The sequence below is a fragment of the Ruminiclostridium josui JCM 17888 genome, from assembly GCF_000526495.1.
GTDB lineage: Bacteria > Bacillota > Clostridia > Acetivibrionales > DSM-1351 > Ruminiclostridium > Ruminiclostridium josui.
Genome location: NZ_JAGE01000001.1, coordinates 149088 through 162977 on the forward strand (window position 1 = coordinate 149088; position 13890 = coordinate 162977).

The window sequence follows — 13890 nt, forward strand, 5'->3', positions numbered from 1 at the left end:
TATTACATAAACCCGTGTTCTCTAAGAAATTCAGCTGATAAATGCTCTGACTCCAAGATTTCACCTTTTAACATCTTTTCTACGTACTTCCCTATAATGTCACATTCTATATTTACTTCATCACCTATACTTTTAGAGCCAAGTATGGTGAATCCTCGTGTCAAAGGTATGAGAGAAACCGTAAAGGTATTTGAAGTCACCTCCGCAATGGTAAGACTTGTACCGTCCAAAGCCACAGAACCTTTTTGAACAATATATTTCATAATCTGTTTGGGTGCAGTAATGGTAATAAGAACTGCGTTATCCTCTTTTTTTAATCCGGTAATAGTCCCTGTTCCGTCTATATGACCGCTTACTATATGGCCTCCCAGTCTGTCAGCAAGTCTTAATGCTCTCTCCAAGTTTACTTTTCTTCCGGGTTTTAGCTTTTCAAGTCCTGTTTTTCGCATGGTTTCCGGCATTACATCCGCCGCAAACCATTTTTCTCCTAATTCAGTAACAGTAAGGCATATACCGTTTACAGCTATGCTGTCCCCTTTAACAGTGCCTTCAATTACAGTGGCACATTCTATGAAAAGTTTTATTGAGCTGCTGCCATATACAATGTTTTTTACACTTCCCATTTCCTCAACAATTCCAGTAAACACCCTTTCACCTCCCAAATCCTTATTTGTCTGCAATATATCCCTCAATAAGTACATCTCTGTCAAAACTTTCAACTCTAACATTCGACAGTGCTATTGCATCCTTCATTTTTTCTATTCCATTTCCCCCTACAGGCGTTACAGCCGAACTACCGCCTATTATTTTAGGTGAAATGAAGGTCATTACCTTATTCACTATGCCTGCCTCAAGTGCCGAAAAGTTAAGGGTACCTCCTCCTTCCAAAAGGACACTGTCAATTTCAAGCTTGTATAATTCTTCCATAAGCTCCTTGAGATTTACCTTTCCATTTTTTATATCCGTTTTTATTATTCTAACGCCTCGGGATAAAAGCTGGTTTTCCTTGTCTTTATTGATTTTATCTGTTGTTGCAAGTATAAGTCCTGCCTTAGAATCACAATTAATAACTCTACTGTCCATTGGAATCCTTCCGCTGCTGTCCACTACAATACGTACAGGATCAATGCCTTCTCCCAAGGTTGGTCTTGATGTCAATGCAGGATTGTCATTTATTACTGTGTTTACCCCTACCATAATTGACGATACTCTATTGCGTATAGTATGGACATACTCCCTTGATGATTCACCGCTTATCCATTTGGAATCTCCTGTAACCGATGCAATTTTGCCGTCCAATGTCATTGCCGTTTTCATAATTACAAATGGAAGCCTTTTAGTTATATAGTGTATAAAAATTTCATTCAGCCTTTTTGCCTCTTCCTCAAGGACTCCTACTATGACATTAATATTGGCATCTTTTAGTATTTGTATGCCCTTACCTGACACCTTTGGGTTTGGGTCCACCATTGAGACAACTACTTCTTTTATTCCAGACTCAACAATTGCTTTTGCACACGGAGGTGTTCTTCCATAATGTGAGCAAGGCTCAAGATTTACATAAAGAGTAGCTTCTGAAATATCCGCTGTAGCATTTTTAAAAGCACTAACTTCAGCATGGGCACAACCCAAGGCTTCATGGAAGCCCTCGGATATTATTTTCCCATCTTTTACTATAACTGCTCCCACCAATGGATTTGGGTTTGTTCTCCCCCACCCTCCTTTTGCAATTTCCAATGCTCTTTTCATATAGAACTCATGTATATTCATTTTTGTTCTCCTTGCTTTTATTTCCTTAAAATTTAAAAATCCCCAGAGGAAGACAACCCCTGGGGACAAAATAGCAAAATTAAATACACTATCTTTCATCCAGACTGTACTGTCGGCTCCGGAGTTTGACCGGATCTGCTTTCGCTCGCGGGCTTATAGCTTGTGCTATCTACCGCCGGTAAGGATTTTCACCTATCCCTGAAGTGTCATTATCATTATTAACATATTTTATTAAAGTAAACTATAGCAGTATTGGATATATTAGTCAAGCTATAGTTTTATTACCAAAACACAGAACACACAAATATTAGTATTACAAAATTTTACCTCTTTACAAGAACGTTTGTTCGGATTTATAATATTATTACGAACAAATGTTCTGACTGGAGTGACTTTATGGATAGAGTAATTTTACACTGTGACCTCAATAATTTTTACGCTTCTGTTGAATGTCTGTACAATCCACAGTATAGGGATTGTCCTTTAGCCGTGTGTGGAAGTCAGGATTTGCGTCACGGTATTGTCCTGGCTAAAAACTATATTGCAAAAAAGTTTGGTATAAAAACAGGCGAGGCTATCTGGCAGGCAAAGCAAAAGTGTCCAAACCTTGTAGTAATTAATCCAAATTATGCTTTATATCTGAGGTTTTCAAAGGAAGCCAGAGAAATTTACTCGAGATATTCCAATCTTGTTGAAAGTTTCGGTATAGATGAGTGCTGGATTGACGTTTCTGAAAGCACAAATCTTTTCGGGAACGGAGAAAAAATTGCAAATGAAATACGTGAACTAATTAAAACAGAACTTGGCATTACTGCTTCAATAGGAGTCAGCTTCAATAAGATATTTGCAAAGCTTGGGTCTGATTTACAAAAGCCCGATGCTACTACTGTTATTAATCAAAATAATTTCAAAGAAAAGGTTTGGAATTTAGACGTTGGAGAATTGCTTTATGTAGGCAGGTCAACACGAAGAAAGCTTATCCGGGTCGGTATAATGACTATCGGAGATCTTGCAAAAACACCTCTTTCTTTTATTAAAAGTTATCTTGGAAAATGGGGCGAAACTATCTGGAGTTTTGCTAATGGCATGGACTATTCCGAAGTAACTGCAACAGATTATCATGAAACTATAAAGGGCATAGGAAACAGCATGACAACCGCTAGAGATCTTGTAAACACAGAGGATGTGAAAGTTACTTTTACTGTATTAGCTGAAAGTGTTGCACATAGGCTTAGAAAACATAATTTAAAGGGTTCTACAATACAGATTTATATTCGTGATAACCAGCTTGCATCAATTGAACGACAAGGAAGGCTTCCGGCCCCCAGCTATATATCCGGTGAAATTTCACGTAAAGCTATGGATATTTTTAATACAAATTGGGGTTGGCACAGACCTATACGCTCTCTTGGTGTACGTGCAACTGATTTAGTTACTGCGGACACTCATACCCAGCTTTTCCTTTTTGAGGATTATAATAAACGTCCGCGATTAGAGAATCTGGAATTCAGTATTGATGCAATTCGTAAAAGATTTGGGCATTACTCTGTTCAAAAGGCAATTTTACTTAAAGATAGTGCCCTTAATGCCAACCCTGTTGAAGACAACATTATTCATCCTGTTTCATTTTTTAGATAAGGTGATGTTATGAAAAAGGTTTTTGTTCAATTAAATGCAACATTTTCCCCAAATGGTGAGCTGATACCTGTTTCCTTTGTCTGGGAAGATGGAGTAAAGTATATAATAGACAAGGTATATGACCATAAAAAAGCGGCAAGCTTAAAGGTAGGTGGCCAAGGTATCCGCTACCGTTGTAGGGTCATGGGAAAAGAAATATTTATTTTTTTCGAAGAAGGCCGGTGGTTTATAGAGGGCAAGTAACTCTTATGCTACATCACTATTGCTGGTAAATACAACTTTATCTGATTCCGTTCCCGAAGCAGTTAGTGTACCATTTACAACAATCTCACTTCCTTTGGTAAACTTCACAATTACTCCTTGGTCAATCTGAAGTTTTACGCCTGGCTGAATAATTATACCTCCATCAACTACGTAAGTATAGTCGTTAGTCCATGTAGTATTCTTAGAAATGTATCCACTAACATATATAGTATCTTCTGCTGAGGTATCATATGTTTCAGCGTATACTATATTTTTTAACCCTGTTACCATTAAAATTATTAATACTAAAAAAATAGTTTATTCGATCTTTTCATTTTTTTACCCCCATTTATTGTTTTACATTGATAGAGTAAAATATATAATAGACAAGGCAGGCCACCAAGTAAATTTGAGGAGCAAAAATTATGTGTGGAAGATACGCTATTTTTACAGAAGAAGAAAATCAGGAACTTAGGAATATAGTTAATGATATTAATGAAAAACTTAAAGGAAAAGCCACAGCAATGAAAACAGGTGAGATTTTTCCCACTGATACTGTCCCAGTTATAACTGATATTTCTTCTGACGGTAAAAAAACAACTGATTTGTTTAAGTGGGGATTCCCCCATTTCAAACAGTCCAGCGGTGTTATTATAAACGCAAGAAGTGAAACTGTTCACGAAAAACCCACTTTCAGAAAGCTTTTGATATCAAGAAGATGTATTATCCCCGCAAGTGGTTTTTATGAATGGAGAAAAGTCAACAGTAAAAAAGAGAAGTATTTTATTAGCTCTGCAACAAGTAATGTAATATATATGGCCGGACTGTACAACAGTTTCATTGATAACACTGGAGCTGTAGATAACAGATTTGTTATCCTGACTACTGATGCAAACCAGCAAATGTCATATATACACAACAGGATGCCTGTAATTTTGAGACCGGAGGATTCTTTTGTCTGGCTTGATTGCAATAGTAACTATTTAATGGTTTCAAAGTTTTTTAAACCTTATGCCGGGGATATTTTGCTAAGCCAAAATGGGTGATTTTACCGAATAATATCTTAAAACTTAACATTCCAATAAATAGTAAAGCCATTAAAATTAGTTTTGCCATGCTTGAAATACAAAAGTAGTATTCTACAAAACTTATAGATTTGTCCTGAAAAAGATTTTTATACCACTTTTGTGTAATTTCTGCATCAGGCTTAGTTTTGAATTCTTCATTACAACTTCCATTAAACAAATAATTAATAGTATTCTTTTCAATAGAATTCAACCTCTATAAACCAATTAATTTTCCTAATTTAGACTTATCATACAGTTATTAGTAGTAGTGTGGCAATAAATATTATTTATTTCAAGGGAACGTCCAACCTACAAAAGTTTTTTAGAAAAATAATTTTATCTATGGCAACTCTGGCTTTCCACCAATTTTCACTTATAGCGAATTCCTTCGGATATTTCTCATTGTTTTCAAACCAACTCCATGTAATATTCCAAACACCATTTTGAGGCCTTGTATCAATTAAGTAATCAAGCTCTTTTGCTATAATATCCTGATTATCCTTATAAAAGATACTTTCAGGAGAATTTATATAATCAGAAGGTCTTTTATTGTAATAAATCCATTTGGATGTATCTCTTTCTATAAAATTATATACTAGTTTTTTTACTTTTTCTGTAAGTGATTTATGGTCAAAATTCAGTGCCAACCCTGTTTTATCCAAAGCGTCAAGTAACACGCAGTAACCTCTAACTCCCATTTCTCCATGATTGTCCGCTGTGCTGATTTTATTGATTATAACATCGGAAATCCTTTGAGCCTTATTGAATATTTCAGAATCCTTGTCCGCATTCAATAATATAAAGCTAACAATTTCTGCGGTTAGTCCAATACTTTCAAAAGCGTTGGCTTCCATATTGTATGTCCACCAAGGCGCATGAGCATAGTCATCATTAGAAGGAATATTAAAATACCATCCGTTTTCAGAACAATAGACATTGCTTCCCAGGAATTTAAATATTCCTTGTATTAAAGGATGCTGCTTATCATTAAAACCAATTTCTTTTAAAATGTTTATTGCCTTTAATGTTGTATAAGGCGATGAATTGGGATTCCAGCTATCTGCTTCAAGAACATGGCCAAATCCACCGTCGTCATTCTGATAAAATTCTAAAACAGAAAGCACTGCCTCTTTACTGCCATTTTCAAAATAATACTGCCAAATTGCTAATTCTAAGGGTCTCGCATTACGATACATCCACGATTCAATCTCTTTGTAATCTTTTAATGTAAGTTTTTTCATAATATCACCTCTTAAATATTTAAAACAAGTATTTTAAGAATAGACACCGCCATACGCCATTCATATACCGAAATATTGGCTGTACATTTAGACTTATAATCCTTGTATATCTATAGATAAATTATTAAATTAAGCAAATTCCTTTAGGATGTTAATCATATTATTACTTGTATAATATCAAAAGTCTATGACAAAAACCAAGGGTCTCAGCTATTTGATGAATCCCTTGGTTTTTACGACAGATGTTTATACCAGAATTTTTATTTGTAAGGTAAATTTTTTACGATACCCAACAGGTACTGCTTCATAATAGCAAAATCAATTGAATCTATGGTGTTATCAAGATTAAGATCCAAAACTTCATTGTATGCATGTGTAGGATTCATCAAGTGCATCTTTAAAGCTGAGAAATCCAAGGCATCAATGCTTCCATCATTGTTATAATCTCCATATTTTATTGTAGGAGTACTAGTACCGAAAAAGTTAACTTTTTGCATTTCTGCCCACATAGCTTTTGCTGTTGCCACGCTTCCTGCTGTAGTAGGATGTATACCGTCAGGTAGTGTATACTCTGATAAATGTCCGTCCCATGCTGGCCTTATATCAAAGAAATATGTTTCCGGCTTTTCTGTTGTATTAGCTATTGTAGATTGCATTATAGGTCTTAATGCATCCAATTTTGCTTTTAAACCGTTGAGATCTCCGTTTGGATTAGGATAGAACAAATAAAATACTTTAACAACGCCATCAGCTTTCATTTTTTTCAATAGATTAGTAACTGCATCTGTAGCATTCTTAATAAAAGGAGTGTTTTCATTATATGGTGCAGGAGTCCAACCTTGTAGACAATCGTTTCCACCACCATCCATTATTACATACTTAACTTTACCGGAATTAATACCATTTGTGTACTGAGAAGGTATGCCATTATTCGCCAATGTAGACCCAGATACTGTATAGTCTCTAAACCTATCATTTGCACCTAAAACACCAGCATTTCTAGCTTCATTTTCTAAAGCTCTGACAATTTCACCAGACAATGCGAAATATGAATCACCAATAACCATTACGTCACTTCCCTTGATTTGAGGGGCAGCAGCAAAAATAGTTGCAGGTGCAAAGCTTGCCATAATAACAACCACGATGATAGAAAATAAAAGTAGTTTTTTCATGATTTTAACCTCCAAAAGATTAATTTAATGTATGAACTCACTTTTGATTATAAAATTTTGATATGAGGCTGCAGCAAAGAAATAATCTATTTTTATAATTTCATCGAATGCATTCAGTGAATTTCATTTATATTACATTATATTACATATTAGCGGTTAAAGAAAGGAAATGTTGTAAAAAGATACAAATTAATGAAAATAGATAGAGATTCAAAATTCGCAATAGCTAATATTTAAGGTCGAAATATACTGTTGGAAATATTTGACAATAAGTTTAAAAAATCATATACTTTGCTTGATACTTATTATTATAGGAGGTACTTCAAATGACTAAAAGAAAAATGAAACTCAGAACTCTAGGGATATTGATAGTAATACTTAATTTGCTATTCTGCAATGTATTTGCTTCTACTGGCAGTTTTGAGCAGTCAGATGTTCAAAATGATTCTATTAAGAATTTAAGTATTGAAAGCCAGCCTATTTTAAAAAATCTTGATTTAAATAAACTTCGCAGTGAAATTAGTAAATCCAACAGTGACTTGAAATCAAAGCAAAATAATAAAATGGGAAATTCAAATTCTTTAGTATCAGCGAACGCATATACTCCTTTTATTAATTTTCTAGATCAACAATTTTCCAACATGCCAAATACACCAGGAAATGCTAGTGTAGCTGATACTTTCAACAAAATAAAACAAAGTAACCCTACTATAAGTTATTCAAGTAATTATGCAATAGATTCAGTATACCTTTTAAGTACAACAATCAATGGCATAAGACAGGATTTTTATGCAATGGAAATAGTATATCCTGTTAGTTTTTATCCGGGAAGCCCTGTAGTTGAGGATCACGGCTTAATTGTATATAATCAGAATTATAAGAGCCATCCTTTATATAATAATGGGCGCTACAGCAAAGGGTTTAATGGGATAACCTATGGCAGCGGAAGTGCTTATAACGGTCTTTCCATCAGAGCCGGAATCATTAGTGCATATGTACCTATTCAAAAGTATTCACATACAGAATTTGGAGAGTATAGGACATTCTATTTATTTGATTTTTTTAACCCGTCTATAAGTAAAATAATTGATGGTGGATACGATCCGACAGGAAATAAACCATACTTTGTAAGCTGGGTATCTTGCGGTAACAGAATTATATATGGAAGGGCATCTTGGTATTCAGACGGAAGTGGCCATAATGAATTATACAGAGTTGATAGAATACTCGGGAATGAAATTGCCAATAAAAATATTTTATTTTGGTCAAACAATGAATTCGAAATTGGGACTTTGTTAACATATGATACATATCAATTTTATTCGACTATTGGTAATGGAAAAACATATCTTATTGACTTAAACACACTACAATTCAGTTAACAGCAAAAAATGAAATCATTATGATATAGTACATCACATGTAGAATATTCGTTGCAACAAAACACTGCATTCCATTGCTGAAATGCAGTGTTTTGATTTGATTTTTGTAGATATTTATTGGAACCGAAATTTTTGCAGATATATTAACTGCAGGAATTAATAGCTATATAATACATTGAATTTATCTTAAAGTTAAAAGCCAAATCCTCTGAGCTTGTGTGATATATAATAATCATTTTTAAAGTTATTTGCATACAAAGAAAACGCCAGAATGACATTTTTTTACATATCACCCTGACGACATAATATAATCAGAACAGCCTATCCGTAAATCAATAATTATCAGTTGCATTTATACATGCACTTAATGAAATATGTCCTTTATAGCAAATACTATCAGGTACATTAATATTCAATCTTTGTTACATTCCCTGGAGCAGAGTATGCCCCTGCAACTTTGTTTGTAGATGAATAAACCATATTTATGGGTTTTGAAGTACCCGAAAAAATATTATCTAAATTAATTACTGAATCCGGAATATATACATTTCCTGTCAGTGCTGTACACCCATAAAATGTTTTACTCATATCAATTACACCCTCTGGTATTTCCGGGGCCTGGGTTAATCCTGTACAATATGCAAATGTCCAACTCATATCCGTTACGCTATCCGGTATTTTCGGGGCTTGGGTTAGTCCTGTACAACCATAAAATGTAAGACTCATATTCCTTACACTCTCGGGTATTTCCGGGGCCTGGGTTAGTCCTGTACAATATCCAAATGTCCAACTCATATCTTTTACACCCTTCGGTATTTCCGGGGCCCAGGTTAATTGCGAACAATAGGCAAATGTAGAAAACATGGATGTTACACCCTTGGGTATTTTCGGAGTCTGGGTTAGTCCTGTACAACCACAAAATGTATAATCCATGTTCGTTATACCCTCCGGTATTTCCGGGGCCTGGGTTAGTCCTGTACAACCACAAAATGTAAACCTAATATCAATTACACTATTCGGTATTTTCGGAGCCTGGGTTAATCCTGTACAATCCCAAAATGTACATGTCATGTCCTTTACACTATCCGGTATTTCTGGGGCCTGGGTTAATCCTGTACAGCCATAAAATGTATAACTCATGTCCTTTACACTATTCGATATTTTCGGGGCCTGGGTTAATCCTGTACAACCATAAAATGTATAACTCATGTCCTTTACACTATTCGGTATTTCTGGGGCTTGAGTTAATCCTTTACATTCAAAAAATGTATTACTCATGTCAGTTACACCCTCTGGTATTTCCGGGGCCTGGGTTAATCCTGTACAACCAGAAAATGTATAACTCATATCAGTTACACCCTCCGGTATTTCCGGGGCCTGTTTTAATCCTATACAATTATAAAATGTAAAACTCATATTCGTTACACTATTCGGTATTTCTGGGGCCTGTGTTAATCCTGTACAGTCTCTAAATGTATTATACATTGCTTTAAGCGGCAGTCCATTTATTATAGCAGGTACACTTCCTTCAATTTTACCGTCTTTAATACTGCCTTTGTAACCTATTAGTGTATAGTAATTACCATTACTGCTATAATTCCATAAACTTAAGTCAACAGGCCTTCCATCGGTACCTACATTCTCCAAGAAGTCCAGTGAATCAATTACAGCATATACCGAACCTCCATTATTATTGTTGGTTATACGTATTGTATCAATATTTGTCCAACCGGAATCAAATGTCAGAAGTCCACCGTACTCCGCATCTTCTTGACTGTTTATGTCATTTTCCAAAGTAACTGTTTTTATTCCGGTCCCATAAGTACCCGACTTACCCATATCCACACCATAAACACTAGCAACTAAAGTATCTCCGTCGTAGCCCTCAATATTAATTTTATGTCCGGTACCATCATCAGTGGCTATATAATACATTGAATTTATCTTAAAATTAAAAGCCAGATCCTCTGAGCTTATCTGAAAAAATGTGGGAGCTTTAGAAAAGCTAAAATCATTTGTCAATGCATGACCCGAATAGTATGTACTATTGGCACTTCCATAGTTTAAACAAAATGCATCGCACCCACCAACACATATTCCGTTGTAAAGTGAATCAGTATTATTATTTGTAGTATACCGTATTCCATCTAGCACCAGTGAATTTACTCCGCTTAAGCTCTTTCCGTCAAATAACTGATCTGAAGGTATAGCCGCTAAAACAGAATTTGGCTGCAAATTAAATATCCCCAAGATACTTATGATATATAGCATTACTACTACTTTTGATAATTTTTTATTCATAATACATTCCCCCTGTAAAATTGGATATAAAAATCACATAACAAAAAGAGCTTTTATGTTATGTGATTTTTGATACATAGTGTGATTATAAAATCATATATTTTGCATTGTTAGCTCAACTGCCCACCATAATTTCAAAATTATAAGTAAGTATATAGTCTGAATAGATGTTTGATTTAACTATGATACTTATATTATTAGTCTTACCACTGGTTACAGGAACATTTATACTGTTCCCGCTTACAACTGCTGTCCCATTAACATATATTGTTACATTATTAGGATCATTTGCAGTTGGGATTATGGTTAATGCGGTAATACTAGGGCTTGTTTCAGTATAACTGGTAGTATACATATTAAAATCATTAATAATCTGTTTTTTAGAAGCCTTAATTGATATATCCGAGAGGTAAGTATCTACTCTGGTAACAACAATTGTATACCTCTGTGTCACACCTCCTACTGCAGATGTAACGTCAATATTTATAATATTTTCTCCTAAATTCAAGCCCACATTTACACCCGAACTGCTGGTCACAACAGTTCCATTTACTTTTATTATTGCATTCTTACCCATATATTCTGCTATTTCAGCAATCGGTATGACGTTAATACTGGTAACATCACTACTTATAACTATAAACATTCTTGTTAAATATTGGGCTAAGTATTCCACTGCTTATTTGTAGGTCGGACAGATATTGACTTGTATTCAGTTCATCACCCTTAATGGTTGCTGTCACCTGTTGTATACTTCCCTTTGTTCCGTTGATTACACTGGATATATCTACTATTATTGTTTTGTCAGCCTCATAAAGTGAATTATCTATACTGGTGAGAGTAACTGAACCTGACAGTTCCCCTGCAGGTATAACTATTGAGTTTCCTGAGGCTATATAGTCTGTTCCGTTGATTGCAGTTCCTGAATACTCAATATTGACGGTTACATCTTGGTATGACTTATTAGATAATGTGGCTGTGATTACGCTTGTACCGCCATTCTCTGAAATACTGCTTTCAGATATGTTTAAGTTAACAGTTGGTGGGCTGTCATTATCAATAATTATACATTCTCCCTGACTGTCCGCTATTCTGCCTGCACTAGTTCTTGTCAATTTTAAATAAAAGCTTTCATTTTCTTCATAATCCGTATCGTCAATTATTGGAACTGTAACATTTACAGATGTATTACCCTCGGGAATAACTACTGTACCAGAAACACTTGTGTAATCAACTTCCGCTACTGCAGTATTTTCAGAAATAGTATAGCTGACTGCCACATCTCTGTTGCATGCTCCTGAAAGAGAAACAGTGAAATAAGCTATTCCGTCAGCCTCATTAACTGTTGTGTCACCTATTGAAATATCTAGTGCTTCGGGCAGTGTAGTCGCTGTAACAGGCTCACTCCATGTCCCTTTGATTCCATTATTCACTGCTCTTACCCTATATGTATGTGAGGTGTTTTCTTCCAGCCACTGATGAATAAATAGCGGCTCTGTTACCGTATAAATCTGTCCATCCCCTTCAACCTCATAGCCTGCAGCATAGTTTACCATATCCCAGGATATGGTGATACTATCATCTGCTGCTGTTGTTTTTATATTTATAGGAGTTTGGAATGTAACATCGCTTTTAACTATTTTCACATAGTTTAGATTTGTTATTTGGTCTGCAGTCCCACCGTTGTCTATTGTTAGCTTTCCATCAGTCACTATCACTGTCTTTGTTACCTGTGAAAACTGATTTACACCAAGATTTATGCCAGACCAGTAGTTAACTCCTTCCACATTCACCGTTGGCGTAGAAGTAAACTCTGCATCTCCTGCACATACCGTAACATCGTAGAAACCGTTTACTAACTCCATCTCCCACTTACCAGCTTTGTAAAGCATTATCAGTGTATCCAGCTTCTGATTATCATTTAAATTTCTGTCCCTTGTTGCTCCGGCATACGATACATTCCAACCGTAACTGTAACCGTTACGCACCCCATAGACTTCTCCATAATCGGATATGTATCCCTCCGGTATCTCTGAGCCAGCGGGTTGGAAATTTATCTTTATTGTACCAGGTGATTCTGGCAGTGTAGTCGCTGTGACAGGTTCACTCCATGTCCCTTTGATTCCATTATTCACTGCTCTTACCCTATATGTATGTGATGTATTTACTTCCAGCCACTGATGATTAAAAAACGTCTCTGTTACCGTATAGCTTTGCCCATCTGCTTCAACCTCATAGCCTGCAGCATAGTTTACCATATCCCAGGATATGGTGATGCTTTCATCTTCTGCTGTTGTTTTTATATTTATAGGAGTTTGGAATGTAACATCGCTTTTAACCATTTTCACATAGTTTAGCTTTGTTATTTGGTCTGCAGTCCCACCATTGTCTATTGTTAGCTTTCCATCAGTCACCATCACAGTCTTTGTTACCTGCGAAAACTGATTTACACCAAGATTTATGCCAGACCAGTAGTTGACTCCTTCCACGTTCACAGTTGGTGTAGAAGTAAACTCTGCATCTCCTGCACATACCGTAACATCGTAGAAACCGTTTTCTACCTTCATCTCCCACTTACCAGCTTTGTAAAGCATTATCAGTGTATCCAGCTTCTGATCTGTATTTAGATTTCTGTCCCTCATTGCTCCGGCATACGATACATTCCAACCGTAACTGTAACCGTTACGTACCCCATAGACATCTCCATAGTCGGGTATGTATCCCTCCGGTATCTCTGAGCCAGCGGGTTGGAAGTTTATATTTATTTCTTCAGATTCTGACCTTGCTATAGTCATTTCATTGTTCGTCCAAGTATTATTTCCGTCTGCAAACACAGATATGCTTGAAAGCATGAACATTAAAAGCAATATAATACTACTCATAAATACAAAACACTTTTTCCTAAACCCCATAATTTATCTCCTTTTCCCAAGAATTTTGTAAGTACTTGATCAGATTCTATAGTAGTATCCAATATTCCTTATTATGTAATTAATAATAAATTTTACCATGTAGACTTATGATTGTACATAGCGTTATGTACACCCATATTTGCGAAAGCGTTAATCACTCTCCA

The 13890-nt window shown here is 35.5% G+C and carries 12 protein-coding genes and 1 riboswitch; of the genes, 4 read left to right on the forward strand and 8 right to left on the reverse strand.

Annotation, left to right across the window (positions count from 1 at the left end):
* Window positions 1-2: 2 nt before the first annotated feature.
* Window positions 3-647 carry a riboflavin synthase gene (locus K412_RS0100710; RefSeq protein ID WP_024831321.1) on the reverse strand — a complete coding sequence of 215 codons (645 nt, stop codon included), beginning with the start codon at window positions 645-647 and terminating at the stop codon, window positions 3-5.
* 19 nt (window positions 648-666) lie between these two features.
* Window positions 667-1770 carry a bifunctional diaminohydroxyphosphoribosylaminopyrimidine deaminase/5-amino-6-(5-phosphoribosylamino)uracil reductase RibD gene (ribD, locus tag K412_RS0100715; RefSeq protein WP_024831322.1) on the reverse strand — a complete coding sequence of 368 codons (1104 nt, stop codon included), beginning with the start codon at window positions 1768-1770 and terminating at the stop codon, window positions 667-669.
* Between the two features lie 83 nt (window positions 1771-1853).
* A riboswitch (FMN riboswitch) is annotated at window positions 1854-1979 on the reverse strand.
* A 187-nt stretch (window positions 1980-2166) separates the two neighbouring features.
* Here ribD and K412_RS0100720 point away from each other — a divergent pair.
* Complete coding sequence (locus K412_RS0100720; RefSeq protein WP_024831323.1) at window positions 2167-3408, forward strand: DNA polymerase Y family protein; 1242 nt, start codon at window positions 2167-2169, stop codon at window positions 3406-3408.
* Between the two features lie 9 nt (window positions 3409-3417).
* On the forward strand, window positions 3418-3651 hold the full coding sequence (locus K412_RS0100725; protein ID WP_024831324.1) for a hypothetical protein: 234 nt from the start codon (window positions 3418-3420) through the stop codon (window positions 3649-3651).
* A 3-nt stretch (window positions 3652-3654) separates the two neighbouring features.
* On the opposite strand, the gene K412_RS0100730 is transcribed toward K412_RS0100725, so the two are convergent.
* A complete protein-coding gene (locus K412_RS0100730) occupies window positions 3655-3942 on the reverse strand; it encodes a hypothetical protein (protein WP_024831325.1) in 288 nt (95 codons plus the stop codon).
* 134 nt (window positions 3943-4076) lie between these two features.
* Between K412_RS0100730 and K412_RS0100735 the strand changes: the two genes are divergently transcribed.
* A complete protein-coding gene (locus K412_RS0100735) occupies window positions 4077-4697 on the forward strand; it encodes an SOS response-associated peptidase (protein ID WP_024831326.1) in 621 nt (206 codons plus the stop codon).
* Window positions 4698-5005: 308 nt separating this feature from the next.
* Here the strand turns inward: K412_RS0100735 and K412_RS0100740 are convergent, their stop codons facing one another.
* Together K412_RS0100740 and K412_RS0100745 are read right to left on the reverse strand one after the other, a co-directional pair.
* On the reverse strand, window positions 5006-5959 hold the full coding sequence (locus tag K412_RS0100740) for a hypothetical protein (protein ID WP_024831327.1): 954 nt from the start codon (window positions 5957-5959) through the stop codon (window positions 5006-5008).
* A gap of 260 nt (window positions 5960-6219) precedes the next feature.
* Window positions 6220-7131, reverse strand: coding sequence for a dockerin type I domain-containing protein (locus K412_RS0100745; RefSeq protein WP_024831328.1), 912 nt, complete (start codon window positions 7129-7131; stop codon window positions 6220-6222).
* A gap of 326 nt (window positions 7132-7457) precedes the next feature.
* Here K412_RS0100745 and K412_RS0100750 point away from each other — a divergent pair, with 326 nt between their 5' ends.
* On the forward strand, window positions 7458-8513 hold the full coding sequence (locus K412_RS0100750) for a hypothetical protein (protein WP_024831329.1): 1056 nt from the start codon (window positions 7458-7460) through the stop codon (window positions 8511-8513).
* Between the two features lie 405 nt (window positions 8514-8918).
* Here K412_RS0100750 and K412_RS21250 read toward each other — a convergent pair whose 3' ends face one another.
* The 3 genes from K412_RS21250 to K412_RS0100765 all read right to left on the reverse strand — a co-directional run bounded on the left by K412_RS21250 (window position 8919) and on the right by K412_RS0100765 (window position 13726).
* The gene (locus tag K412_RS21250; protein ID WP_024831330.1) at window positions 8919-10814 is read right to left on the reverse strand and encodes a leucine-rich repeat protein; all 1896 of its coding nucleotides are present in this window, start codon (window positions 10812-10814) and stop codon (window positions 8919-8921) included.
* A gap of 115 nt (window positions 10815-10929) precedes the next feature.
* Complete coding sequence (locus K412_RS0100760) at window positions 10930-11460, reverse strand: cadherin-like beta sandwich domain-containing protein (protein ID WP_024831331.1); 531 nt, start codon at window positions 11458-11460, stop codon at window positions 10930-10932.
* Entirely contained in the window at window positions 11441-13726 is a 2286-nt protein-coding gene (locus tag K412_RS0100765) for a Calx-beta domain-containing protein (RefSeq protein ID WP_024831332.1), read from the reverse strand. Before K412_RS0100765 ends, K412_RS0100760 begins: the two co-directional genes overlap by 20 nt.
* Between the last annotated feature and the right edge of the window lie 164 nt (window positions 13727-13890).